Origin of the sequence: Paenibacillus sp. IHB B 3084 (genome assembly GCF_001447315.1) — a bacterium.
In the GTDB taxonomy this organism is placed as follows: domain Bacteria; phylum Bacillota; class Bacilli; order Paenibacillales; family Paenibacillaceae; genus Paenibacillus.
The window spans coordinates 1,448,685-1,474,397 of the sequence record NZ_CP013203.1; the positions used below are offsets into that span (position 1 = coordinate 1,448,685).

Below are 25,713 nucleotides of genomic sequence, written 5' to 3' on the forward strand. Positions count from 1 at the left end.
GTGCTTTAGTTACCTTTCCAAGGGCTGATCATTAGCGGTATATAATCTGTCGATGCGCCATAAAAACCAATGTATTGAATGTCTTGGAGTTTAAATGATTTGTAATCTTTGATGCCATAGTACATTTCGTCAGCCGAAGAATAAATTTTATAGAAAATCATTTTTGTCCCATCCCCGTTATCTTGGGTAAGTTCATCCATAGGATAACGGTATCTCGTATCATTACTCTTAGTGACATAGAACAATGGGCTTGCTGTAGATATAGTTTTAATTCTGACTTTCAAGTAAGGAACCCCTTTTAAGGTGTATGGTTCAACTGAATACACATCACGCAATAATTTGATCGGAAGATCCGAATACTTAAAAATTATAGTTTTTGTGTATTCTTGACCATTTAGATTTTTAAGCAAAAACGGGTCTTTAGCAAATAGTTTCTTGTACGGTTCAATGCTGACTTTTTGGAGTCCTTTATCCTCCAGCGCGGCAATCCCCTTCTTCCCAATCCAAACCCAGCGGCTAACCTTATCCCACTCTACCGTCTGACCCAAGCCTTCACTTACTAGCCGCAGCGGTACAAAAGTACGATTCTGCTTCAAAATAATCTTCGTTTCATACGTCTTGGTCTGTCCATCCACGGTAGCCGTGTTCTGTCCCACCGTCATGTTGACCACATGCGCGTCATTCTTAATCGACACGGCCAACTGACCGCCATTTTTCTCCCAGCCTACCTTAGCCCCCAACGCTTCGGATACAAAACGAATCGGAACCATCACATAATCGTTATCATCCTGAAATGGTTTAGCGTCCGGAAACTGTATTTTTTTCGCATTCAATAATACTTCAATCGGTTTGGAGCTACTTGCTGCTTCCGTCGTTGGAATTGTACTGGTTGCTCCCCATAGCAACGTGACTGCGGTCAAACTCAACATCCATTTTTTCATACTCATCTCTCTATCCCCTTTGTCTGCTTAAACTATGTATATCAGCCCAGATCCCATGAACTTATCGCATCCCCCACTTTCGGAAAATACTGGATACAACTTATATATTATATGGTTTCCCTATCACAAAATCTATAAGAAAAACTTCTAATATAAAGCATTCTAAAAAAAACAGACTACGTTGACCAAAGTTTTATTCCCCTAATATCAGGAGACTAATTCCTTCAAGTAGTTACATTTCCCAAAAATCTCAACAAAAAAGGGCTGCCTCTCCCCTGTAAGGAAGAAACAGCCCGTGTGCTTCACGCGCAAAAAACGATGAATATCTCAGTTCATACCCTAATGATTGTTCCAGCATCATCCAATATTTCTTACATCATAAATCATAACTGACTAAAAATCAAACGTTACTTTTTTCTCACGAAACATCTCAAATATCATTCATGCACACCTGAACTGCCATCCTGATATAGCCGCTCATACACGTCCTGGTTAACCATTCTCAGTCCAAACAATCTGCGAATACGCTGTCCCGGCTTGGCTTTGAAGGTCACTGTCGCTTTATCCTTGCCCTCCAGATATGCAGCCGGAATGGCGGCATTTACGTTGTAAAACTTGTCGGCCTCATCGAAGCCTTCACTAAAATGCTCCAGCGGATGACCGTTAATCAAAATATCAAAACCGCAGTTTGGCATTTCCAGCGTAGCTGTGTAGGTAATGACCAGCAGCATCGGAGCAGCCGGATCTGTATTCAGATCAAAAGAAAACCAGCCGTCAATGCCCGCATTCCGGTAAGGTCGGTTGTTTACATATCCGGTGCGAGCCGAAGCATCTCCCTGGAAGTTATGATCCCGCTCCGGTTGCATTTCTCCGGGTTGGGCGAAGTCGATCGTGCACTGCTCCAGAATAGCCAGCTTTTCGCGTGCCGCCGTGTATTCCTTTTCTGCCTCCTGCCACGCTTCCGATGTAAAGATGTCCCAATATACGGAATAGGTGCGGTCATGCATTTTATACAAAGGAGACAATTCCACATCCCGGGGGTGGCCTGCATCCAAAGTGCGAAATGTGTTCGTTTTGCCCTCCACGGGTTGTATCCAGGCATCCAGCTCATCCGTTTTGGGAATGAATACCGGTGTGTACAGGAAATCCTTGGCCTTGGGATCAGCTATGGGACCGAGGTCCCCTGCCAGCACCAGCGGTCCATACATAACAGCCGCCCGGTCAGGGTTATCCGGCATCTGCTCCAGTCTCAGCGACATCGGAATCGTCACCTCTACAACATCGCCGTCAATCCACGTTCTGGCGATAGAGACGAAGCTGCCCGGCTCCGATACGACCGCTTGTTCCTTGCCATTTACGCGGATGGTGATCCCTTTTTCAGCCCAATAAGGATAGCGGACGAGCAGCATAAATTTGGCAGGTTGATCACATTGAATTTCCAGCGTCGTATGATCGGTATCCGGATAGGACGTGCTTTGTTTTAGCGTAACGCCTGTGTCTTTCCATTCCAGCGTGGAAGCAATGAACTGATTGACATACAGCTTATCGTGATCGTGAAAATAAATGCCGCTGCCGTAGCTCGCATGGTTTTCCATCCCTGTGCCAACGCAGCATGTAAAATCATCAAACTTGCTTTCAAAATGCTTGTGTCCACCCATCGCCAGCGACAGAAAATACGTTACACCCCCCTGAACCGGGTCCTGAGAGGCCAAAATATGATTAAACAAACCCCGCTCATAAAAATCTGCCTCCTTGGCGGATACATTCCACTGAAACAGATGGCTGGTCAGCTTAAGCATATTATAGGTGTTGCACGTCTCTGTCGTATGCGGCCCGATGCGATCATTTAAACCACCCGGCGCTCCAAAATATTCTCCAAAGCTATTGCCGCCAATGACATACGAATGATGATCCACCACCCGATCCCAAAAAAACTCCACCGTCACCCGGCGCTTCGTATCATTCGTCAGCTCATATTCCTTGGCAAGCCCGATCAGCTTCGGAATTTGCGTATTGGCGTGAATCCCCTGTAAACAATCCTCCTGCGAGCTAAGCGGGTCCAGCACCAGCTTGTGCCAGAAACACTCAGCCAGCCGCAAGTAGCTCTCTTCCCCTGTATCCGCGTACAAATCCGCCAATACCTCGTTCATGCCTCCATATTCACAAAACATCATCTGCTGCATCTGCTCATCACTCATCGGCTTCAAAATACCCCCGAGCCAGTTCGCCAGCTTGCGTTCTACTGCCAATGCCTTGTCACAGCCTGTCAAATGGTACACATCACGCAGACCAGCGAACAACTTATGCAATGTATACAGGGGAGCCCAGGCACCATTCAGGTCAAAGCCCTTCGAACGAATATTTCCGGCAGACACCTCATCAAAAAGTTCCTTTCCCCCCGGAATGCCGGATACATACCCGTCACCATGCGCTTCTTGGCAAACGTCCAGCTCATCCGTAATATAATGTGCGATTTCTTTAAAACGGCCGTCGCCCGTCGAAGCATACATCATAGAGCAAGCGGACAAATAGTGTCCCAGTGTATGACCGGAAATAGACATGGCTTCCCAGCCTTCATATTGAGGCGCTTTGGGTGTAAGTCCGGCATATTCCCGAAAACGCGCCAACAAACGGTCGGGTTGAAGCTCCAGTAGATAGGATCGGTTCAGCTCCATCGCCTGTTTGAAGGGACCTTCAGCCAACACCACCTCGTTCAGTGCGAACGGTCTTGCTTTCATATGGGCCTTTGCTTTGAGCGTCATTTTCCGTTCCTCCTTTAAGGCGAATTAAGGATGTAAAAAAAGAAAGCGCGTATTTAGTACAGCCAGCCGTTAAGCCCCGCTGCCAGTGGTTTGCCTCCACTGCTGGTACAACTGCGTTCTCGCCTCTGTAATGCCGGGATGAAACTGGATCAGAGCGTTTTTTCGTGTAAAATGGACCTCACGGATCGCCTCCTGTATCCGTTGTTCCCCGTCGGCTCCGCTAAGGCCAGCGGCATGGATCATAGAGGCGGCGGCTAATCGCCCTTGAGCCATGGCGACCAGCCCGCTTTCGATGCCGGTAATATTTCCGGCAACGTACAGCCCCTTGAGCGAGGTTTCCATTCGCTCACCATGCCGTGGAACATGCCCGCCCAGCTCGGGGCTGTACACGAATTTGCACCCGGCTACCGCCGCCAGCTCGGCGAGCGGATACAATCCGCCGCTCAGCGCCACGAAGTCGGCGGGTTCGACGCGCTCGCTGCCGGGAATAGGCGAGCCGTCCGGTTTAACGTGGACCAGGGTCACAGATTCGACCCGATCCTGCCCGTTGACGGACAGCACTGCCGTCCGCAAACGGATCGGGATATCCCACAGACGGAAACCTCTGTGGGGATAGCAGCGCGCGATGAGGCCCTCCATCCGCATCGCTGCTGCCAGCCTGCCGCCTGCACGCATCCAGGCAGCGGGAGCCAGCCCCGACAACTGTAGCAGCAACTTGGCGGAGGCTGTCGGATCTGCCGCCGTACCAGCCAGCGGATTGGCGCACGGCAGTGTAATCGCCGCCACCTTCACCCCGGCGACGGATAACTCCCGGGCAATCGCCATGGACAGTACATTCATGCCTACAATGATGCCGCGTTCTCCCGGCTTGACGTAATGAACGTTGGTCATTACCTGCGCAGCCCCGATGGACATCACGCCCGGCAGCGTCCAGCCGTCCAGCGGAACGGGAATTTCAGCGGCTCCAGTTGCCAGCAATACATAATCGGCAGTGAACAATCCACAGGAGGTGGAAATTTCCCACGTTGTCGTATACTCCATGCCATGCACAGATACGCCGCAGCGGATGCCCACCCCAAGCTCCACGCAACGGGTAACCAGTTCATCCGAAACGTGTTTTCCGACCCACCAGCCTTTGCTGCCTTCCTCATGATATTGTCCAGGCATACGTCCACCCGGCTCCGTAAACTCATCCAGTACCGTGACTGGCAATCCTTGTTCAGCAGCCGATGCCGCTGCGGACAATCCGGCGGGACCCGCGCCAATGACGATGAGATGCGCCATTTTATTCATGTCACAATTCTCCCTGTGATTTCATTGGAAAGCTGCCGTCCGGTTTCCACCACCATACCTTCCTCCAGCTTGGTCAGACAGGAACGGACGGTACCGAGCGGATGAACCGTCAGGCGGCATTCGTTACAATGCCCAATGGCGCAATATATGCCTCTGGCTGTACCGGATTCCTCATGCCTTCTCAGCAAACGGACATCGCTTGCCAGCAGCGCAGCCGCGAGTGGCTCTCCGGCCAAGCCCTGCATGGGGCGGCCGTCGAAAACGAAAGACACCTGTCGCCGCTCCGGCTTCGGCCCCAAAATAGGATGGTTCAAAATACGTGCACGATTCATAGGGAACCTCCCTCTGCCAACTGACCGAACGTCACGGGACGCACCGGGGGTCTTTGCGATAACAGCTCCGCCTCGCGGCGAGCGGCAGGACACTGGCTATAAAACCACGACTCGACCAATTGTCTGCATACCCTGCCCTGACATGCCCCCATCGTCACTCGCGTAGCCATTTTAAGCTGGCGCACCGTATCCACTCCCATACGGCAAGCCTGCTCCAACTGCGCCATACTCACTTCTTCGCAGCGACATACGAGCAAATGACCTGACGCATCAACCGTCTCACTCTGGCCCGCCACCCGCTTATTCATAGCTGATCGCGCAGGTTTTAATGGCTGAATAAAAATCCAGTGCCGCCTGCCCCTGTTCCCGGGTATGTGAGCTGGATCGCTTCAAACCGCCGAACGGGGCCTGATATTCGACACCAGCCGTTTCCTGGTTAACCCGTACCATTCCGGCGTCCGCTTCATCCAGAAATCGATGGGCGAGCCGCAAATCGCGGGTGAATAGCGAGGCGCTCAATCCGTAAATAGAATCATTGCACAGTCGAATCGCATCCTCGAAGTCGTCCGCCTGCACGACACCGATCAGGGGGCCAAAAATCTCCTCCTGAATCAGCGGATGTGACGAATCCAGCCCGGCTGCCACCAGCGGACGCACATAATACCCGTTATCCGTCCCAGCGGCGGCTCCGCCCTCGGCTAAAATATCTGCTTCCCGGCGGGCTAGCGCGACATAGGACATGACCTTCTCGTACTGACCTGCGGATGCCACAGGTCCGAGATACGCGCCGGGGTCCAGCGCCGGGGCGATCTGAATTTTTTCCACCGCTTGGCGCAAGGCTTCCGTAAACGTTTCATAGACAGACCGTTCTACGATCACCCGGCTGGTTGCTGTACATTTTTGCCCGGCTGATCGGAAAGCTCCGCTGGCAATCATCCCCACCGCCTGCGCTATATCTGCATCCTTTAGCACAATAGCGGCATTTTTACCGCCCATCTCGGTCTGGTACTTGATGTTACGGCGCGCGCATCGCTCGGCAATGCCCAAACCTGTAGCGGTAGAACCCGTGAAGCTGACCGCATCCAATGCCGGATGCTCCAGCAGGACATCACCTATGCGGCTGCCCTGCCCGACGACAAGGTTCAATACCCCCGGTGGAAGCTGTACAGCCTCGAACAGTTCTGCCACCCGTACCGCAGTTAATGACGCATGTTCGGCAGGCTTCCAGATGACCGTGTTTCCACACAGCAGTGCAGGAGCGATTTTCCAGAGCGGAATGGCTACCGGGAAATTCCACGGCGTAATGACAGCCGTTACGCCCAGCGGAATGCGCTTCGTGTACTGGAGCACTCCCGGCTCATTCGAAGGGATAACCGTACCGATGGAACGAACGCCCTCTGCCGCATAGTATCGGAGCAGATGGACACCTCGCATGACCTCTCCGCGCATCTCGGTAATCGGCTTTCCCATTTCACGGCTGGCCAGCTCAGCCAATTCGGGCAGACTCGCTTCCAGCAACCCGGCTGCTTTGAACAGATAAGCTCCCCGAGCTGCCGGACTTAATGCCGACCATCCCGCCTGTGCAAGCCGTGCAGCCTCCCCAGCCTGTGTAATATCGCCCGTATCTGAAAAATGGACGACACCCACCTCCTCTTTCAGCACGGAAGGATTGCGAATGACCATTTCTTCGCCTGAAGGACTCAGCCACTCACCGCCGATCCAATTTCGGCTCTCCATCGTCTTCACCTCCATTCAGGATGAAACCCCGCTCGGATGAACCGCCACCTCAAAAGCTTCGCGAATGCGGTCATAATCCGCCTGCGGCAGCGCAAGTCTGGGCGGACGTGTCGGGCCGACCGGAAAACCAGCCAGCTCCATCATGTATTTAATGGACTGTACGAGTTGCGGGCTGGCATCATAGCGGAACAACGGTAGCAGCCTGCGATACAAAGCGGAAGCTTCCGCTATATTTCCCGCTTGTGCAAGCTGGAACAGCTCTACCCCTTCCTTGGGTAACGCATTAGGTACCCCCGAAATCCAGCCTGTCGCGCCGAATAACGCCCCCTCCATAGCCAGATTATCTACCCCACCATGACCTCCAGCTCTGTATTTTCCAAAATAGCGTGAATACGTCGTACATCACCTGAGAATTCCTTAACCGCTACGATATTTTCAATGCGTGACAAGTCCGCAAGGATATCCGGGGTCATATCGACCTTGTAATCATGGGGATTATTGTATGCGATGATGGGCAAGCCTACCTCCGACAATGCTTCATAGTGAGCCGTTACCTCATGAGGCAGCGGATTGTAATTAATGGGCGGCAGCGCCATGACACCGGCTGCTCCGGCATCCTTTGCATGCTGTACCCATTGCACCGCCTGCTTGGTGGAGGGAGCCGCCGAGCCGACAACGACCGGGACTCGCCCCGCCGCAGCGTCAATTACCGTATGCACAACCTGCGACCGTTCCTCCGCGGACAAAGCTGCATATTCTCCCAGTGATCCCGTAGGAACCAGTCCGCTAATGCCGTTCGCAATCAGATGCTCGCACAGCTCGGTCAGACGCTTGTGATCGACCTCCAGCTCTGCCGTGAACGGTGTAACCAACGCCACATATACACCTTCAAAACGTGCCATATGCTCACCAACCCTTTCCCATCTTTATTTTGATATTCAGCATTTTGCATCATTCGATTCCAGTCGCTCGCGGGTACAATATATAGACGGATAGAATCATTCCGATCTATTTATTGCTGATGGAAAGCCGCTCTTTGGATTGATGCAAAATGCTCACATAAGTAAAAATCCTTCTCTCAGCGGGTCTTCCGGATCAAGCACAAATTGATGATGCCCCGTCACCCAAGCCGATCCGGTAATTTGCGGAATCACTGCCGGATAAGAGCCTACCTGTGTTTCCCCCACAATTTCAGCCCGGAACATGGAGCCGGTGATGCTTTCGTGCACAAACGACTCATGCAAACCCAGCTTTCCCTTGGCGTGCAGCACCGCTACCTTGGCCGAGGTTCCTGTGCCACAAGGTGAACGGTCGATACCTCCCGGCGGAATGACGACGACATTGCGACAATCTGCCTGTAGAGCCACGGGTTCCCCGTAAAATTCAATATGCGTCAGTCCCCGGATGACCGGATTTTCAGGATGCACCACCTCAACCACAGCATTCACCGCCTCCCGAATCCGCACCGCCGTTCGTACAATCTCTGCCCCATTGCTTTGCTCCAGCCCAAGGCCGATGGAAGCAGCCTCGATCATGCCGTAAAAGTTACCTCCATACGCAATATCCAGCGTGACTTGACCGATCCCCTCTACATCCACCTCTACCTCCCGACGGTAAACAAAAGAAGGAATGTTCGTGAACGTCACCTGGCGTACTTTCCCCTCGGCTACATCTAATAGCACCTGAACCGGGCCTGCCGGGGTATCCAGCAAAATCTTTTTTTTGTCCGCAGCAATCAATCCGCCTTCCACCAACGCTGTGCATACGCCAATCGTATCGTGGCCGCACATCGGTAAGTAGCCGCCTGTCTCCACGAAGACCACACCGATATCGGCACCCGGATGGCAGGGTTCTGTTAAAATACAACCCGACATAACCTCATGCCCACGCGGTTCGAACATGAGCAGACGACGAAAATCATCATGATGCTCTGCCATATACGTCATCTTTTCCAGCATCGTATGACCCACCAGCTTGGGTGCACCGTGAATGACTGTCCGCGTCGGATTTCCTCCCGTGTGGGTATCAATCGTAGTGATTTTGCCTAGCACACTCATCCGGTTACCTCCCCGTGAAGCTGATTGCTGCTAAAAGCCTCTCCAAACCGGTCATACCGCAAGGGCTCCACCGGAATGCAAGTCGATTCGCCGCGCACCATTTCGGTCACCAGCTTCCCCGTAACCGCTGCGAGGCTAATACCGTCTCCTTCGTGGCCCGAGGCGATAAACAGCCCCGGTATTTCGTCCACCGCCGATACAATCGGCAAGTGATCAGGCGTCCACGGACGCAATCCAGTATACGCCCTCATCAGTGGCACATTTGCCAAGTCTGGAAAAAAGCGAATCGCTCTGCGGGCGATTAGCCTGATTACCTGTTGATCCACACCTGTATCCATACCGACAAACTGGCGGCTACTGCCGATCAGGATATTTTGCGATGCGGTCGGCTCGAATACCAGTGCTACACCGTATTTTTCATACACCTCATCCACACTCCGTTGCCCGCCAAACTTGCTCATCAGATAGCCGAACTCCATCACCTTGCGGTTCCCGATCGAGGGCATCCGGGCAGACACCAGAATATGTCCTTTACGCGGCTTAATCGGAAGGTGAAGACCGAGTGATTGACCGATGCTGCGTGTCCACACGCCTGCCGCCAGCACCACCGCTCCAGCATGGATAACGCCATGGGGCGTCTCCACACCCCGAACGTTTCCCCTTCGTCCTTGAGGACGGACTGTATCGGCGTACGCGGCAGTAGTCTGGCTCCCATTCGGCGTGCGGCCCCGGCCAGTGCATACGTCATCAGTACCGGATTCACGGTTGAATCTGTCGCACATTCCAGTCCGCCCGGCAAGTCTTTAGCCAAATGCGGCCATTCCTCCTGCAGATCACGCTGATCCAGCATGCGAAACGGAAGGCCCTCTTGCTGCTGGCGGGCCACCCACTGCTCTGCCGCCTGCATCTCCTGATCATTTTCACAGACCAAAATACTGCCCGGCGCACGATACTCAAATTCATCCTCCAGTTCTCTAGCCAGCTCTGCTACCAGTTCCTGCGATACCAACGACATTCGGCTGTCAAATCCCGGCTCCTTGTCAATGGCTAAAATATTTCCATCACAACGGGACGAAGTGCCTCCAGCAATCTCCCCTCGCTCAGCCAGCACAACCTTCAAACCGGATTTTGCTGCATAATAAGCGATGGCAGCACCGATGATCCCGCCGCCTACAACGGCAAGATCCGCTGCACCGTGTTTCATTCATTTCCCCTCCCTCCGACCACTCAAGCCCGAGTACATCATAATAAAATCCAAAATCATGAAGTTGCTACTGGATTATTTTCAGTTACAGCTTGAGCGTAAAGCTTTGGGTCACAGGCTTGCTCAGCTCGTCATAATCCCGTAACTGTACAGTGAACGTATATGTCTTCTTCTCTGCTCCGCTGTCTGTTGTCCCGCTGATCGTTCCTGTGAAGCGATCCAGCTTAAAGCCTGCGGGCAGTTCGCCGCCTGTCACAGTCCAGTCATAAAACGGTACGCCCCCTTGGCCTCCAGCTTGACCGTGTACGCCTTTCCTTTGGCGGGTTCAGGCAGTTCCTTCGTAATGATTTCCGGCGCAAGGAACGGCGTCAGATTCTTACGCAGCGGCCAGCCTGCCTTTTCCGCTACCAGCAGCGAAAGCTTCGTGTTCATCCAGCGCCGGGTCGGGAACATATGCCGCCAGCCACCGTTTTGTCCGCTCAGTCTGTCAACCTCCGCAAGCTCCCCAGAGAGATGATAGCTGTCGTCCAACGAGGCCGCTCTGTGTTGATAGGCCATAATGTCCGGGTCAATTCCTGCCGCTTCCTTCAGTGCTTTGACGCCCGGGAACGTGTCGCTGAACACAATCGCATGACCAAATTCATGCATGATCAACCCATGCACATCAGTTACCTTGGAGAGATCGGATTGATACCATTCTTCATCGTCCACCGATGTGAATGGAATTGCATCATCATAGAAATCCAGAATCAGACTGTAGGAACGGTTTAAGTTCCCCGGCACAGTCACACCATTGCGTGTATGATAATTGCCGTTGTCTGCCGGAAAGCCTGTAGAATAAGGCCCGTTCAGACCTCTCATAAACACCCACATGCCCTTGTAAGGCTTGTCATTCGTCACCTGTATTTCATTTTTCCAGTCGTCTCCCGGCAGATGGTTTACCTCTGCATTGGCAGGAACCTCGTCGAAGGAATCCAGATCAAAGTAATAGAACCAGTCCTTCACCGCCAGCTCTGCGGCTTTTCTGGTAGAAGCATCATTGAAATAGGGCATAATCGTATCGAAGCGGTAGTCAAAATGTATGGGTACTTTCGGCTCTTCATTGTCGTCCTGATCCAACACCCGGATTGGAATGAACTGGACCTTCGTCTGCCCATCATGTCCGGCAATAGACATAGAGAGCGTATAATGCTCTATTTCGCCGTTTCCTCCGATCCGGTCGGGATGGATGGCTAGTCGGAATTCTTTTTCCTCCTGCGCGTTGTTAAAGGTTAAGGTCTTGCTTGCGCCTTGGGCCGACAACGTACTTGGCAAATCCATCATCAGCCGGGACGTGCCCTGCGCATTCAGCGTAACCGTCACTGGAAAAGCGGCGTCCGCAGGCGGCTTTACTTTTAGCTTCACATACGGGTTCGCAAGATATCCTTGCCAATCGACCAGGTCTATACCGTAATCGTTCACCATCCGGCTAAAGATGTCGATGACTTTTGCATCCGATTCCGCCTCGGCATAAGCCTGTTGACCCGGAATGGCTGGGGTCAAAGCAACGATGAGAGAAGCCGCTAGCGCGGTCAGCCATATTTTCGTGCGTCTTTTTGCATGTTCATGCGATCCCTCCATATCGTTTTTGGATGACTGGCAGACAGACATGTTCTTACAGCATTTTGCATCATTTGATTCCCAACGCTCGAAAGTACAATATATAGACGAACTAAACCGTTTCGATCAATATAATATTGCTGATTTGAAAACGCTCTTGGGATGTATGCAAAATGCTCACAATAAAAGCAGCTCTTTTGGCGAAGAGGTCAGTACCTTTACACCATCTTCTGTGATCAGCACATCATCCTCAATACGAACCCCGCCGAAGCCGGGGATATAAATGCCTGGTTCCACGGTAATGACATGGCCCGGTACGAGCACCGACTTACTTTCGCGGGACAGGCGTACCTGCTCATGAATTTCCAGACCAAAACCGTGGCCCAATCCGTGACCAAAATGTTCCCCATAGCCGTATGAGGCAATCACATCCCGCCCCAGACTGTCCCCCTCACTGCCGCTTATTCCGGGGCGAAGTCCTGCAATCGTCTTCATGTTCGCTTCCAGCACAATGGCATACAGTTCCTCATGACGTTCTGACGGTTTGCCGACGAAAACCGTACGCGTGATATCGGACAGATAGCCGCGCACATTTGCGCCAAAATCCATCGTGACGAACTCGTTCTGACCAATTTCCTTGTCACTGGCCAGTCCGTGCGGCAGCGCTGAACGCTCACCCGAAGCGACAATAAATGCAAAACCGCCCGATTCCGCGCCAGCCAGCCGCAGCCGATATTCCAGCTCCGCCGCAATCCGCCGCTCTGTAACCCCTGGCTGAATGTAATTCAACACCTCCGCAAAAGCGGCATCGGTGATACGCGCCGCTTCGCTGATCGTGCGAATTTCCTCATCGTCCTTTACATCACGCAGTCGTTCAATCATATCCTCCGTTTGCACATATTCCAGCGAACCCAGTACGGCTTGAAGCTGACTCGATTGCTGGAGTGAGACATGGCGGCTCTCCAATCCCAGTCTGTGAACGCCCAGTTTGTCTGTCAGATCAGCCACCGTCTGGAAAATTTGTGCCTCATGCCGAATGACCGAATATTCCGGTGCCTGATCCGTTGCCTGCATCATATAGCGGAAATCCGTCACCAGAAAAGCATCTTCCTCCGTAATAAGCACGATCCCTGCCGAGCCTGTAAACCCCGACATATAGCGCCGATTGGGTCCGTGTGTAATGAGCAGGGCATCTATACCCAGCGCCGAAAACTCCGACCGCAATCGGGCCAATCTGCCCGGAACACCCTGTACCCGCTTTGCCGAACCGATTTGCTTTTCCAAAGCTACAGCCGCCTCCTGAATTGTAGTTTCAATTCCTTCTAGCCTTTGATACCTGTCAATGTGATGCCCTCAATAAAATAGCGTTGTCCGATAAAGAAAATCAGGACAATGGGAGCCAAAATCGTGCTGGAAGCCGCCATCAGATAAGGCCAATTTGTGTTGTTCAGCCCCCGGAAAGTCGCCAAGCCCAGCGCCAGCGTAAAATGCTTTTCATCGCTCAAATAAATAATCGGGCCTAAAAAGTCATTCCACACATCAATAAAAGTAAATATCCCGATCACAATCAACGCGGGCGAAGACAATGGAATAATGACGCGCCATAGTACGGTCAGAGGTGTGCCCCCGTCCATATATGCCGCTTCGTCCAGATCACGTGGAATGGTCAGCATGAATTGTCGCATCAAAAAGATGTTAAACGCCCCTCCACCGAACCATGCGGGAACAATCAGCGGCAGGAATGTATTCAGCCCACCCAGCTCACGCCACATAACGAAGGTTGGAATCAGCGTCACCGCGTAAGGCAGCATCATCGACCCGATCAGCAGTGAAAAAATCAGATTACGTCCGGGCCAGCGCAGGCGGGCAAAGGTAAACGCCGATACAATTGAGGTCATCATCACTCCTGCCAGCACACATACCTCAATCATGAACGTATTCATAAAATACCTGCCGAACGGTACAGAAGTCAGTGCTTCCGGGTAATTGCTCCATTGAAAAGGAGACGGTATCCACTCTGGCGGGAACACGAAAATTTGTGATGTGCCCATCAGAGAACTGCGAATGAGCCATACAAATGGCAACAGCATTAAGATACTGCCCATGATTAAAACGACATATAGCAGAACACGACTGATTTTGAGCGGCTTGGCTCGGGTGGTGGTGGCGGGACTACGGGAGCGTTCAGGCTGTGGATGCGGCTGTTTCGGTGTTGGTGAATCGTTGACAGAAGAAGCGACTTGATTCATGAACGTTCCCCCCTTCATAGTGAACCCACTTTTTGGACGTGGAGAAAATCAGGACAGTCAGCACCATAATGACGAAAAATAAGATCCAGGCCAGCGCCGACGCATAGCCGATTTTGGTCTCCGTAAAGGCCGTGCGCCACAAGTAGAATACATAGAACAGGGTCGAATTGTTAGGCCCCCGTTCGTCATGACATACGCCTGATTAAATGCCTGAAAGGTACTGATCAAAGACATGACCAAATTGAAGAAAATGGTCGGTGTCATCGAAGGAATCGTAATATGAAAAAATTTGTGCCACCTATTCCCACCGTCCACCTCAGCTGCTTCATACAGATGGGTGGGAACCGACTGAAGCCCTGCCAAAAAGATAATGACCGTGTTCCCGATCCCCCAGGTGCTCATCATGATCAGTGAGGGTATCGCCGTGCTCTCGTCATAAATCCATTTGCTCCCCGGCAGTCCAACACTCTCCAGCAGCGAATTCAACAGACCAAAATCCGGGTTGAACATCCACAGCCACAGCATCGTGTTGGCAATACTCGGCACAATGGTAGGTAAATAATAAATCGTGCGGAACACCGATAAACCCTTCACCTTTTGATTTAATAGCAGCGCAATGATAAATGCCGCCACCAACCCGAGAGGCACGCTGCCCAGCGCGTAATATGTGGTCACGAACATGGATTGGGAAAAGGTAGTGTCCTCCGTCAGAATCGTCCGGTAATTATCCAGGCCAATAAAGGTCATCTGCCCACCAATCGTCCAGTCGGTTAAGCTGAATACGAACGAGGCCGCGATCGGTCCAATCGTAAATATCATTAATCCCAAGATAGCAGGAAGCGCGAATAGCAGACCCCAGTTTCGCTCCATGCGCATCATTCCTGATTTTGGTCGCTTCATGGGCCGTTCTCCTTTCGCAGCTGTCCCGCCGCATTATTCATCAGGGTATACTCCTTGAAGCAATGGCTGAATGATGGGCTCCAGCTCATCCAGCGCCTGCTGCGGCGTCTTTTTATTCGTCCAGATCAGGTCCAGCCCCGGGGTCAGCTTGGAACCGATATCAGGCCAATTGCGAAGGGTAGAAGTTGACGGCTTGATTGCATAATCTCTGGCATACTCGATGCCTGCCTGCTGAAATTCCGGCGGATGTGCAGCATTATTTGTCCATGATTGGATGGCTTGCTTATCGGTATAATATTTTTCCTCGATAGGCATCCACAGACCGGACTTGAACAAATCCACCTTTTCGGGATTGTTATGGTACAAATAGAATTCGAGTGCTTCCTTCGGATGCTTGGTGCTCTGGAAAATAACCGTGGTTCCCGCAACAATCATCGTTTTGGGCTCTTTTAGCTTCGGCAGAACGCCGATACTCCATTGGAGCTGCTTGTTGTTCGAAAAATCGAGCAGGGACCATGTCCCGTCCACCACCATGGCGACCTTTCTTGTCTGAAGCCGAATCGTATTGGACGGCATGTCCTGCTGCTGGATCAAATCAGGAGAAACATGCTCCTTGAAAACCAAATCCTGCAGCTTCTGAAAAACCTCCACCGACTCAGGACTGTTCAGGGTGTACTTCTTACCCGTTTTGTCAGTCAAACCTCCGCCGTTGCTCGCTAAAAGCGGTCCCCAGGAGCTGCGGTCATTGCCGAAGGCAAAGCCGTATTGCACAATATATTTCGGATCAAATCCACTGTCTCCCGGATGCTTGCCGTTCTGATCCTTGGTCAGCTTTTTGGCAATTTCCAGAAATTCATCCCATGTCCACGCTTTTTCAGGATCAGCCGGAGGGATGGGCACCCCTGCTTCTGTAAACAACTCCTTGTTGTAAAATAACTGCATCACTTCCATGGCGGTGTAATTGCCGATAGACTTGCCGGGCTCGCTGTAGAGATAAGAGGATTTAAGCTTGTTTTTTAATTCGGGATATTCATCATAATAGGAGGATAAATCCAGGAGTCTGCCTTCACTTGCCCATTTCATAGTAAGCGAATCGCCGAGGTAGGCGATATCGGGAAGCTGATTGGCGGCCATTAACGTGTTAATCTTCGTCGTGTAATCACCCGGGACATGCTCGCCCTTCACTCGGATATCCGGGTGGGATGCATTAAAGCTTTGGATCATTTTTTCCATTGCCTGCTTCTCGTCATTGCTCCCCCAGTACATGAACTTGAGTTCGACCGCATTAGGGTTGACCGGTTCGCCACCGTTGCCGCTGCAAGCCGTCAGCCCTGTCAAAACCGCCGTCATCACGAGAGCCATCCATGTCCGTAACCTTCGTTTCAGCAAATCAATCGGCCCCTTCCTGAACTGGATTCTCCTTACAAGCCTATTATGCGCCGAGAGCCCGGAGCCGACTACCCAACGACTCCAGACTCTCTTTGTTTTGGTATGATTTTTTTAACAGCGCGTTTACAAAAATGTTTTACGAAACTCCGTCGGGGTCAGTCCGGTATGCCTTTTAAAGGCAATGCTAAAATAGTTCGTATCTGCAAAGCCCACAAGCTCCGCCACCTCAGCAACCTTTCGATTCGGGTCCAGCAGCAGCTCGCGGGCACGTTCGAAGCGGACACGCGTCTGATAGTCGGCAAAGCTTTCTCCCGTAACCTGCTTGAAACGGGCACTCAAATATTTGGGGCTCATATTCATGTACTCTGCAAGACGGTTCAGCCCGCCATCCTCCTGAAGATGCTCCCGAATCCACTCCTTGGCCCGTTGAAATTTGCGCGGAATACCCTTCTCGCGTGATTCTCGGACATGGCGACCCACCCGCACAAAATAGCGGGATACATAGTCGATCATCTCGGGACCGTGCCGCAATCGGGACAGCTCCAGCAACGGGTCCTGCTCCTGCATGGACGTTTGGCCTACGGATGCGTCGCTTTGGACGATCCGCATGACGAACAGAACGAGCTGGGTGACGATCATTTTTACCTGCTTGACGGGCAGACCTGCCAATTGTCCTGACCATTCCTGTAAAATCGCATGTACAGCGGCATCATTACCGGCCCGAATTTCCGTAATCATGAGCAGCTCCTTCTCCAGCAAATGACTGCTGTTCAGCTCAGCCGTCTGAATGCTCTCATAGGGGATGATCTGGCTATAGCCGACCCAGCCCCGGTGCTCCGCCGCCCGGACAGCCTCCTCATACGCTTCGGGTAGCTGCTCCATCCGCCCTACAGGCCGGCTAATCCCGATGGAAACGGTCCGGTTCAACCGTTCCTGCACCGCCTGCCGGATAAGCTGTGCTGTCCGCTCCGCCGCCCTGCAAGATGCTGCTGCCAGCAGCACGACACGCCGATCCCGGGAAACCGCCGCTCCGTGTGCCTTCGCCCCGGCTGCTGCCGCAGCTTCCCAAGCCAGTCCGGCGAATACATTGCTGCTTCCCTCCTTGCAGCCGTGCAGCTCGCTCGTGGCGGCCGCTTCCTGCTGCTGCGGCTCTTCCAGCTCGCAACACAGCACGGTATAGGGAGGCCCGGATGTCTCGCCGGAAAACTCCAGCCCGTCCATCTCCCGGATGACCTCGGCCGCGGTACGCCGCTGCTGTAGCAGATCCAGCAGCAGATGCTCCCTGTACAACGGCTCCGATGAACGATGACGGTGAATGACTTCTTCCTCGCTCCTTTTCAACTGCACAATAAGGTCTTCGGCCCGTCGCAGGGCTGCTTCAAAATCCCCGCTGGTCACAGGCTTGAGCAAATAATCGACCGCTTGAAGCGAAACCGCCTGACGAATGTACGTCACAGATTCGTACCCTGTCAGGAATAGCAAAGGTGTACGCTGATCCTTTTCCCGAATGATTTTTGCAATGTCCAGTCCGCTCATATCCGGCAAATTAATATCCAATAAAATCATGTCCGGTCGCCGCTCCGCATACAAACGTAATGCCGTTTCGCCGTCACCCGCCACATCACTGACTTCCACAGGCAGGCCGCTTTCCGCCACCATCAGCTTCAGTCCTTCCCGAATATGATATTCGTCGTCCACAATCAGCAGCCGGTACATGCCATCCTCTCCCTTCCTTATTCGGTTCGAATGGGTGCCAGCAAGGTAACCGAGGTGTACAGGCCCGGCTCACTGGTCACGGACAGTCCATATTGTGGGCCATAATGACGAAGACGCTCATGTACATTACGCAGCCCAAAGCCAATGGCACTTTCCCGCCCGGCATCCAGCGACTTCCGAATATCGTCCAGCCGCTCGGCTCCGATACCGCCTCCATCGTCACTGACCGTTAAACGCAACGCATCGCCTTCCCTTGTACCGGACAGCATGATGTAGCCACGGTCGGTACGCCCTTTTAAGCCGTGATAAATGGCATTTTCAACGAGCGGCTGGAGTATAAGCTTGGGGACGTAAAACCCGCAAATATCTTCCTCCACCTCGCAAATCCACTCGAACGAATCCCGAAATCTGAACTGCTGCACCTTCACATAGGCGCTCACATGCTCGACTTCCTGCCCCAAGCTAATCTGCTCCCGGCCATAGCTTAGCGAGATGCGAAAGCATTTACCAAAAGCCCCGATCACCTCTGCCATATCCCGTTGCCCATTTGCCAGCGCCATTCCCTTGAGCGACTCCAGCGTGTTGTACAGAAAATGAGGATTAATCTGCGCCTGAAGCGCACGAAACTCTGCCTGCTTGCGCGACAGTAATGCTTCATAGACTTGTCCGTACAGCTCATGATTTTTTGCATCATATGAAGAAAACGCTCCCCGATCTGCCCCACTTCATCCTTGGGATTAAAAAAAACAGGGACGTGGCCCTCGGAATCTTTGGCTGAGCCTGTGGCGCTCGTACTGCCGTCCACCGCCATTAATCGGCTCAACTGAAGCAGCGGACGACGAATGGTGTCACTCAGCCGATAAGACAGCACCCAGCCCGACAACAGTGCAATTAAAAAAGTCCAGATCGTCCAGGCCCCAATCTGCCGCGCATCCTCGAACAGCACGGATTGATCGACCTTTTGCAGCAGCGTCCATTGTCCTTCATTCAACGGTCCGTAAGAGATCATCGTCTGGCGGCCGTTCCATGTTCTCCAGTCCTTCGTAAGCACAGGCCTATCTACAGCCGATTTGGCAATCTGCCGCAATAGCGCTTGATCCGCAACACCCTGCTCCGGCAAACGGTATACAGGCTCGCCCTCCTGATCCAGCACCCACATCTGGGTATTGCCGTCTGTTTCATGAAAAGCAAGCCCCCGAAACAGACTAGCCTTGTCGATTTCCAGCAGCAAAAATCCAAGCGGTGCATAGTCTCCGGTCGTTTTTCGAAGCAGTTTCCCGACGTATAGACGATCATCCTCCATCCCTCGTCCCGATTCGAACGGTGAATGGGCCATCCACAACATGGGCTGATCCGCGAGCAAGCGACGATAGTAAACACGTGCTTCCTCTAATGTAGGAAGGCCGCCAAAGCGGACCGAAACATTCCCTTGATACAGTGAATGCTTGGGCCCGCCATTGGCGGCATATATGAGAGAGGACGTGATATACGGCTTGGTCTGGGTTTGCGCCCGGACAACCATGCTGAGTGTTTCATCGTTCCGTAAGTATTCATAATCGTCTTCCGGCTTGGTCTCCAGTGTGGCCTGCACATCGGGATTGCCGAGAATGGCATTGGTCAGATCGTTCAAATCAGAGAGCGTCGCATTGACGTAATTTTCACTCATTTGTCGGGACTGCATAGCCAGCGCTTCCGACTTCTCACCAAGTGAATGGGCCGCGATCCGGTAAAAGGTAAAGGTCAGCACCACCATCGGAATGACGGTAAGCACCAGCGTAAGTACAATGAATTTCCCACGGATCGTAGGAATCCCGGTAAACTTTTGACGACCACGGCCTCCCATTCATCTGCCTCCCTTACACATAGGCTGGAAGCCACTCTCCGTGCGCCGCAATCAGTTCATCACACAGAGAAACAATCTCATCCATAGATAGCTCGGCTGACGTGTGCGGGTCCAGCAGTGCGGCATGATAAATATGCTCTTTTTTCCCGGTGATCGCAGCTTCAATCGTCAATAGCTGTGTATTAATATTCGTCCGGTTGAGCGCAGCACATTGGGGCGGCAAATCTCCGACATAAGTCGGCGTAACCCCGTTACGATTCACCAGACAAGGCACCTCCACACATGCTTCCTTCGGCAGATTGGTAATTAAACCTGTATTCATTACGTTGCCGCCAATGGTAAAAGGCCGATCCGTTTCGATCGCCTCCAAAATATACGAAGCATATTCATTCGACCTTTCATGGCGAAGATCCTGATTGCCCAAAAGCTCCTCGCGCATCGTTTCCCATCGTTCAATCTGGCTCACACAGCGACGCGGGTACTCATCCAAAGGAATATTGAACCGTTCGATCAGTTCAGGGTATGCCCGCTTGATAAAATATGGATGATACTCCGCATTATGCTCGGATGATTCTGTAATGTAATAGCCGAATTTCAGCATCATCTCAAAACGCACCATGTCGTTATGCTTTTCCCGCTGCCTGGCGGCGGCCCGCTTTTTAATCTCGGGATACAAATCCACACCGTCCTTGCTCACTTCGAGCAACCACGCCATATGATTGATGCCTACGATTTTCGCCTTTACGCCTTCCTGATCCAGTCCCAAGCTTTTGAACAGCTCCGGTATACACGCCTGCACGCTATGACACAGCCCCACCGTACGGACACCGCCGTGTACGTTCATCACATTCGTCAGCACAGCCATCGGGTTAGTGTAGTTGAAAAACCATGCATCCGGACATACCTCGCGCACATCTGCCGCAAAATCGAGCATCACCGGAATCGTCCGTAAGTTGCGGAAAATACCGCCAATCCCGACCGTATCGGCAATCGTTTGGCGCAGACCGTATGTTTTGGGGATTTTAAAATCCGTAATCGTACACGGATCATAGCCGCCAACCTGAATGGCATTTACCACATAGGCTGCTCCGCGCAGCGCTTCCTTACGGTCGGTGTAGGAGCGGATCACACAGGTGCTCCCTGTCGTTTTTTTCAAATTGGATAAAATATTTTCCGAATCCTTCAGCCTTCCGGGGTCAATATCGAACAACGCCAGCTCAAAGCCCTGCAAAGCAGGTGTCAGCATACAATCGCCAAGCACATTTTTAGCAAATACCGTACTACCTGCACCCAGAAATGTAATCTTGCTCATGCCTTTTCCCCCATTCACATTCGTATTCGCAGCTTTGTACTCCAAATGTAAGGATACCCACCGCCACTCTCCCCTTTGCAGGAAGAAAGTGACGGTGGGAAAGGTTATTTAACAAGAGCTATTCAATGTTTCCTCCAGATCGTAATACCCCTGCTGATTTAGCAGAGCTGACAGGAGCAGGTGTTTCGGGTGTTACCGGGTTAACCGGATTTGTCGGCGTTTCCGGAGTTCCAGAGTTGAGGGGGCTCCCGCCTCGATCACAGTCACCTTGGCAATCGCCTTCAATTCTGTTCCTTCTACATTGCCCTTTAATTCAAATGAACCCGGAGTAGCATATTGTGCAGGATCAATATTTTCCCACTCTACAGCTACCCATTTAGTGGAGTTTTCTCCATACGTTGCTTCCACTACGCTTGGCAATTCGGGTTTTTCACCCGCGCGAGTGATCACGTTTACTTCTTTTAAAGCCGTGATTTTCTCGGCTCCCGTCAGGCTCTGTGCTGTACCGGAGGCGAGACCTGCCACCTCGGAAGCACTCAGAGCGCGGCTGTAGATGCGGAATTCATCCACCAGACCGTCGAAGTATGGGTCAGGGTACTGAGACTTACCGATAAAATTGTTTTTGGTTTGACCCAGGCTGGTAGGATTCAACGTCAGGCTGGTATTGCGTCCCACTTCTTTTCCATCCACGTATAAAATACCTGTGGAGCCTGAGAGCGTGACCGCAATGTGTTTCCACACCCCTGTCGGCAGCACAGGAGCCTCAATCGTCTGTTCCTGTCCCTGCCCGTTGCCTTGGTTAGTAATCGCAAACAGCATCGTATTTCCGGCTTTGGGCGTCAGGAACATATATTCATTCGTCCCGGAGCCGAAGTCAAAAATCCGTACATAATCGCTCAGGCTGTTCGCTTTGACCCAACCGGATACGGTCAATTGCTGTGCCCGGCTTACGATGCCCGCCGGGAGCTGCACGTAGCTGTCCTTACCATTCAGGCTGACAGCATTGCCTTTTTTTCCCGCAGCCCATGCAGCCGTGCCCTTCACGACAGCATCATTGCGACTGTCCGACGAATCCGTAGCGACTGAACCGCTGGTTTCGTCAAACTTATACAATGCAAGCTGTTCAAGTAACGGAGCCGCCGGTTCTACGATCACGCTTACTCTGGCCTCAGCCGATAACAGCGAGTCGCTGGATGTCAGCTTGAACACATACGTACCCGGCTCGGAAGCGTCCACCTTCGTACGCAGCGATGTTTTGCTGCTGAACGTAACCTTCGCACCTTGTGGCCCTTCGACCAGACTCCACTCGCTCGTAATCTTGCCTTGTGGAAGTCCATCATCCGTCGCCGTGCCTTTCAGAATGATCTGATCCGGCAGCTTCACCTTGGAAGCTTTACCTGCATCTACGACAGGCGCCTTGTTCGGATCAGGCGTCGTTGATGTCAGCTCCACCGTGTAGGAAGAGGCTGTGCCAATGTCCAATTTTAGCTTGTTGGTAGGTGCATACGCATTAAATTTACCTTGCGATTGACCACCTACTTTAACCAAATACGTTCCTTTCTTCAAACCATCGAACGTAACGTACGTGGAATGTGCTTGACCAGGTGTCTGATTTTTCAGTTGGAGCCATACATAATCCTTGGATGTTGCCAGCTTGGCTTCTGTGTATTGATCCCTGTCCAGCTCGATATACAGCTTTTCCGTGATCAGGTTGACCCGCTTAAACAGGCCATCCAGCGGCTTGATCGTATACACGTTGCCGCTTTTGCTTACCTCTGCACCGTAGCCTGTCAATCCGAAGATCGGGTCCACTGCAATGTCGGCACTTAGCGTTTTGAGTGCACCGAACAGTCCAAGATCCGCCTCGCCGCTCATGCCCCGCCAGCCGTTAAAGAGCGGAACATTTTTACCGCCGCCGGTGCCGTTCGTTCCCTGGTTGCCTTTTTCCGCCTGATACGTCCATGCGACTGCCCCGATGTTGTCAGGGTCGGAGCTGATTTGCCCGGAGTTAATCGCCCCCACATTGGCGATTTTAGCTGCATAGGACAGACGCTGTTGTCCCTCGCGGTGATTGTCCTCATGGTGCCGTATCCAGTCGTCCATCGCATAGCCTGCAAGCGAAGTCGTGTACTGGAAGTTAAACCAGTTCTCCCCGGTAATCGTCACCGGATCAGTATAGTAGTACCATACTGGCATATGTCCGCGTGCTGCACGGGTTTTGGCATTGATTTTACTCATCATTTCCAGCGCTTTGCTTTGCTCGCCTTCTGTATCTATATTCTGCTTGGCTAACGTATATACGGCCTCTTCCCCAGTGTTATCGTAGCTGTATTCGGAGCCGTAAGGATATTTTGTATTTTTAAAATTGTTATATTTGCGATCCATTTTTTCCTTGAGATCGTTCGCCTCATCATCATAGCCTTCATCATGAAGTGCCTGAATAATATCCGGTGTGGTCAGTTCGCCCATCAAGCCCGTTTCCCAGTTGTAAGCGACTGGCCCTTCATACAATGCTTTGAAAATGTTATACGCCCGCAGCAAATACGTTTCCTTCGGCTGCTTGTAAGTGACAAGATCCGGGTATTCCTTGGCAATCTTGTACATGCTGAAATACGTGTTATACACATGCGGGTAAGCGTACCCCCGATAGGTTGGTGTATCGTTCGGCTCCGGCATCAGGAAATCATGAATCAAATAATCCTCATGATGCCCGTTCATCAGATTCGTCCAGATCGCCGTCTCCAAATAATCGTCTACCGCTCGCACCTCTTTGGCAACTGGAGAAAGTGTGTTTTTCTCAGCTAAGAACTGTCCGTGGGTTAGACCCCAATCATCCCCCCAGCCCCAGTATCCGTTGAAAATGTTACGCTTGGATTTGGTATGCATCATCCAATCGTCAAAGACTTTGTCGCGCAGATCACCCGGTACATTCCACTGGGTTTTATCTACCATAAATGTAGCGTGCCGTTGCAATGCTAAATCAATCGGCTCAATAGCATAGAACTGTAAAACCGTCTTGTTGCCGTTTCCATACTCCACTGTGATGAAGTTTGGACCCAGTTTGGTGAATTTCAGTTCATAGATGTGGTGCCCTCCAGTCTTGCTGTCCGTCTGCGGAATGACGGTTCCGTCTGGATAAGTCACCTTGCTGATCGCCTGCTTGGTACGCAGATCCACTTTCGCCTTTTGATTCGTAGGCACGATCATCCCCGGTACAACCGTTGTATCCACCAAGTTTTCTTGATACAACGTATCTTTCACATCATGCTCGTCCTTCACCGCCAGAAACTTGAAGCCATAGTTGCGGCTTTGACCGGGATTCAGGATCAGGCTTGTGTTGGGCAAATATCCACGGTTTGTGGACTTAATCACATTGGAGTGAATATAAAATACATTCAGTCCCTCCAGCCATTTGCCTTCATTTGCCGGATTCCAGGCCCATTTGCTGCCCGGATGCTCCTCATCCCGCCAGTGATCCTGATACTCAAAACCCGCACCTGTCGTGGAATCAGGAATCAGCAGCAGTGAAGAACCAATGCCGCTGGGACGTCCAGCCGTAATATAGGAGCTGTTGTTGCCGACAAAAGAATGCGTTACGACTCTGGTCTCGTAAATCGCATCACCGTTCGTCCACTGCTCATTGAATGGCAAAGGCAGGCCAAAATCGCCAATCTCCAACTTTTTTCCACTTGTGTTCTGTACCTGTATATTCCACAACACCGAACCGTTCGACTCCGCTGAATACGTTTCGATGACTTTAAAATTGCGAATGCCTTCTGCATTGCTTGAGTTTTCATACGTGACGGTGACGCGGTTGCCACTGGTCGTGATTTTACGCGCGTCTGCCGACTTGTTCGTCCATGCCTTCGTCCAGCTACCATCGTCGAGTCGGTACGTGAACATCAGTTCACCCAGCCATTGATGATCTGCGGTATTCTGTTCGGGTGTTACCGTTGCATTCATCACGTACTCCGTTGGGAAAGCATCTCCCTTGATACGGATGGATGAAATTTCGCCATGCTCACCTGTCTGAATCGTCAGCTTGTCATTGGATAGTTCATGGGCCTCCGCCGTATGCGTCCCAAATAGCACAGACGCCGCGGTTAAAAACAAAAATACCGACAATATTCCTTTAAATTTCATCAACACGGCCTCCTTTTGGATCTTGGGGTCCTGATTTGCTTGCCAATCGCCTGAATTCTTTTCATTTCATCGCAACCTCCTCGGCAATGTAAGCGTTACAACTCCATTGTACAAATCCTTGTCCATTGGTAAAATCAACATTTTCAACCGATTTATATAGGATTTCAACCTAATAGGGGGAGGAGTTACAGCAGTGAGTAGCGAGCGCTACGCGTGCAGATGGTTCTTCCGATTGC

The 25,713-nt window shown here is 51.9% G+C and carries 17 protein-coding genes and 3 pseudogenes; all 20 read right to left on the reverse strand.

All coding sequences use genetic code 11. From position 1 onward, the window contains the following. Nucleotides 1–5: 5 nt before the first annotated feature. The gene (locus ASL14_RS06785; protein WP_134910990.1) at nucleotides 6–947 is read right to left on the reverse strand and encodes a copper amine oxidase N-terminal domain-containing protein; all 942 of its coding nucleotides are present in this window, start codon (nucleotides 945–947) and stop codon (nucleotides 6–8) included. Nucleotides 948–1,378: 431 nt separating this feature from the next. After that, nucleotides 1,379–3,703 (reverse strand): glycoside hydrolase family 127 protein, encoded by a 2,325-nt coding sequence (locus ASL14_RS06790; protein WP_134910991.1) that lies wholly within the window; start codon nucleotides 3,701–3,703, stop codon nucleotides 1,379–1,381. 69 nt (nucleotides 3,704–3,772) lie between these two features. Further along, nucleotides 3,773–4,996, reverse strand: coding sequence for an NAD(P)/FAD-dependent oxidoreductase (locus tag ASL14_RS06795; protein ID WP_134910992.1), 1,224 nt, complete (start codon nucleotides 4,994–4,996; stop codon nucleotides 3,773–3,775). After that, complete coding sequence (locus ASL14_RS06800) at nucleotides 4,993–5,328, reverse strand: (2Fe-2S)-binding protein (RefSeq protein WP_134910993.1); 336 nt, start codon at nucleotides 5,326–5,328, stop codon at nucleotides 4,993–4,995. Before ASL14_RS06800 ends, ASL14_RS06795 begins: the two co-directional genes overlap by 4 nt. After that, nucleotides 5,325–5,636 (reverse strand): (2Fe-2S)-binding protein, encoded by a 312-nt coding sequence (locus ASL14_RS06805; protein WP_223264224.1) that lies wholly within the window; start codon nucleotides 5,634–5,636, stop codon nucleotides 5,325–5,327. The genes ASL14_RS06800 and ASL14_RS06805 overlap by 4 nt, the downstream gene beginning before the upstream one ends. Then, nucleotides 5,629–7,065 carry an aldehyde dehydrogenase family protein gene (locus tag ASL14_RS06810; protein WP_134910994.1) on the reverse strand — a complete coding sequence of 479 codons (1,437 nt, stop codon included), beginning with the start codon at nucleotides 7,063–7,065 and terminating at the stop codon, nucleotides 5,629–5,631. Before ASL14_RS06810 ends, ASL14_RS06805 begins: the two co-directional genes overlap by 8 nt. A gap of 15 nt (nucleotides 7,066–7,080) precedes the next feature. Then, nucleotides 7,081–7,967 (reverse strand): annotated as a pseudogene (locus ASL14_RS06815) (dihydrodipicolinate synthase family protein). A 153-nt stretch (nucleotides 7,968–8,120) separates the two neighbouring features. Next, nucleotides 8,121–9,122: a proline racemase family protein gene (locus ASL14_RS06820; RefSeq protein ID WP_134910995.1), complete on the reverse strand. Its 1,002-nt coding sequence runs from the start codon at nucleotides 9,120–9,122 to the stop codon at nucleotides 8,121–8,123. Next, nucleotides 9,119–10,326: pseudogene (locus tag ASL14_RS06825) on the reverse strand (NAD(P)/FAD-dependent oxidoreductase). Before ASL14_RS06825 ends, ASL14_RS06820 begins: the two are co-directional and overlap by 4 nt. Before the next feature lie 85 nt (nucleotides 10,327–10,411). Beyond that, nucleotides 10,412–10,582 (reverse strand): Ig domain-containing protein, encoded by a 171-nt coding sequence (locus tag ASL14_RS27865; RefSeq protein ID WP_223264225.1) that lies wholly within the window; start codon nucleotides 10,580–10,582, stop codon nucleotides 10,412–10,414. After that, nucleotides 10,579–11,976: a peptidase S8 gene (locus tag ASL14_RS06830; RefSeq protein WP_223264226.1), complete on the reverse strand. Its 1,398-nt coding sequence runs from the start codon at nucleotides 11,974–11,976 to the stop codon at nucleotides 10,579–10,581. Before ASL14_RS06830 ends, ASL14_RS27865 begins: the two co-directional genes overlap by 4 nt. A gap of 126 nt (nucleotides 11,977–12,102) precedes the next feature. After that, nucleotides 12,103–13,209: a M24 family metallopeptidase gene (locus tag ASL14_RS06835; protein ID WP_134910996.1), complete on the reverse strand. Its 1,107-nt coding sequence runs from the start codon at nucleotides 13,207–13,209 to the stop codon at nucleotides 12,103–12,105. Nucleotides 13,210–13,247: 38 nt separating this feature from the next. Continuing rightward, nucleotides 13,248–14,174: a carbohydrate ABC transporter permease gene (locus tag ASL14_RS06840; RefSeq protein WP_134910997.1), complete on the reverse strand. Its 927-nt coding sequence runs from the start codon at nucleotides 14,172–14,174 to the stop codon at nucleotides 13,248–13,250. A 7-nt stretch (nucleotides 14,175–14,181) separates the two neighbouring features. Continuing rightward, nucleotides 14,182–15,074, reverse strand: a pseudogene (locus ASL14_RS06845) (carbohydrate ABC transporter permease); the annotation flags it as partial. Between the two features lie 33 nt (nucleotides 15,075–15,107). After that, nucleotides 15,108–16,463, reverse strand: coding sequence for an ABC transporter substrate-binding protein (locus ASL14_RS06850; protein ID WP_223264228.1), 1,356 nt, complete (start codon nucleotides 16,461–16,463; stop codon nucleotides 15,108–15,110). A 123-nt stretch (nucleotides 16,464–16,586) separates the two neighbouring features. Next, a complete protein-coding gene (locus ASL14_RS06855; RefSeq protein ID WP_134910998.1) occupies nucleotides 16,587–18,179 on the reverse strand; it encodes a helix-turn-helix domain-containing protein in 1,593 nt (530 codons plus the stop codon). Between the two features lie 17 nt (nucleotides 18,180–18,196). Beyond that, nucleotides 18,197–18,784 carry a sensor histidine kinase gene (locus tag ASL14_RS27870; protein WP_223264332.1) on the reverse strand — a complete coding sequence of 196 codons (588 nt, stop codon included), beginning with the start codon at nucleotides 18,782–18,784 and terminating at the stop codon, nucleotides 18,197–18,199. Beyond that, nucleotides 18,700–20,022 (reverse strand): cache domain-containing sensor histidine kinase, encoded by a 1,323-nt coding sequence (locus ASL14_RS06860; protein WP_223264229.1) that lies wholly within the window; start codon nucleotides 20,020–20,022, stop codon nucleotides 18,700–18,702. Before ASL14_RS06860 ends, ASL14_RS27870 begins: the two co-directional genes overlap by 85 nt. A 13-nt stretch (nucleotides 20,023–20,035) precedes the next feature. Beyond that, complete coding sequence (locus ASL14_RS06865; RefSeq protein WP_134910999.1) at nucleotides 20,036–21,334, reverse strand: alpha-glucosidase/alpha-galactosidase; 1,299 nt, start codon at nucleotides 21,332–21,334, stop codon at nucleotides 20,036–20,038. A gap of 192 nt (nucleotides 21,335–21,526) precedes the next feature. After that, nucleotides 21,527–25,477 carry a DUF5695 domain-containing protein gene (locus ASL14_RS06870; protein ID WP_223264230.1) on the reverse strand — a complete coding sequence of 1,317 codons (3,951 nt, stop codon included), beginning with the start codon at nucleotides 25,475–25,477 and terminating at the stop codon, nucleotides 21,527–21,529. Nucleotides 25,478–25,713: the final 236 nt, after the last annotated feature.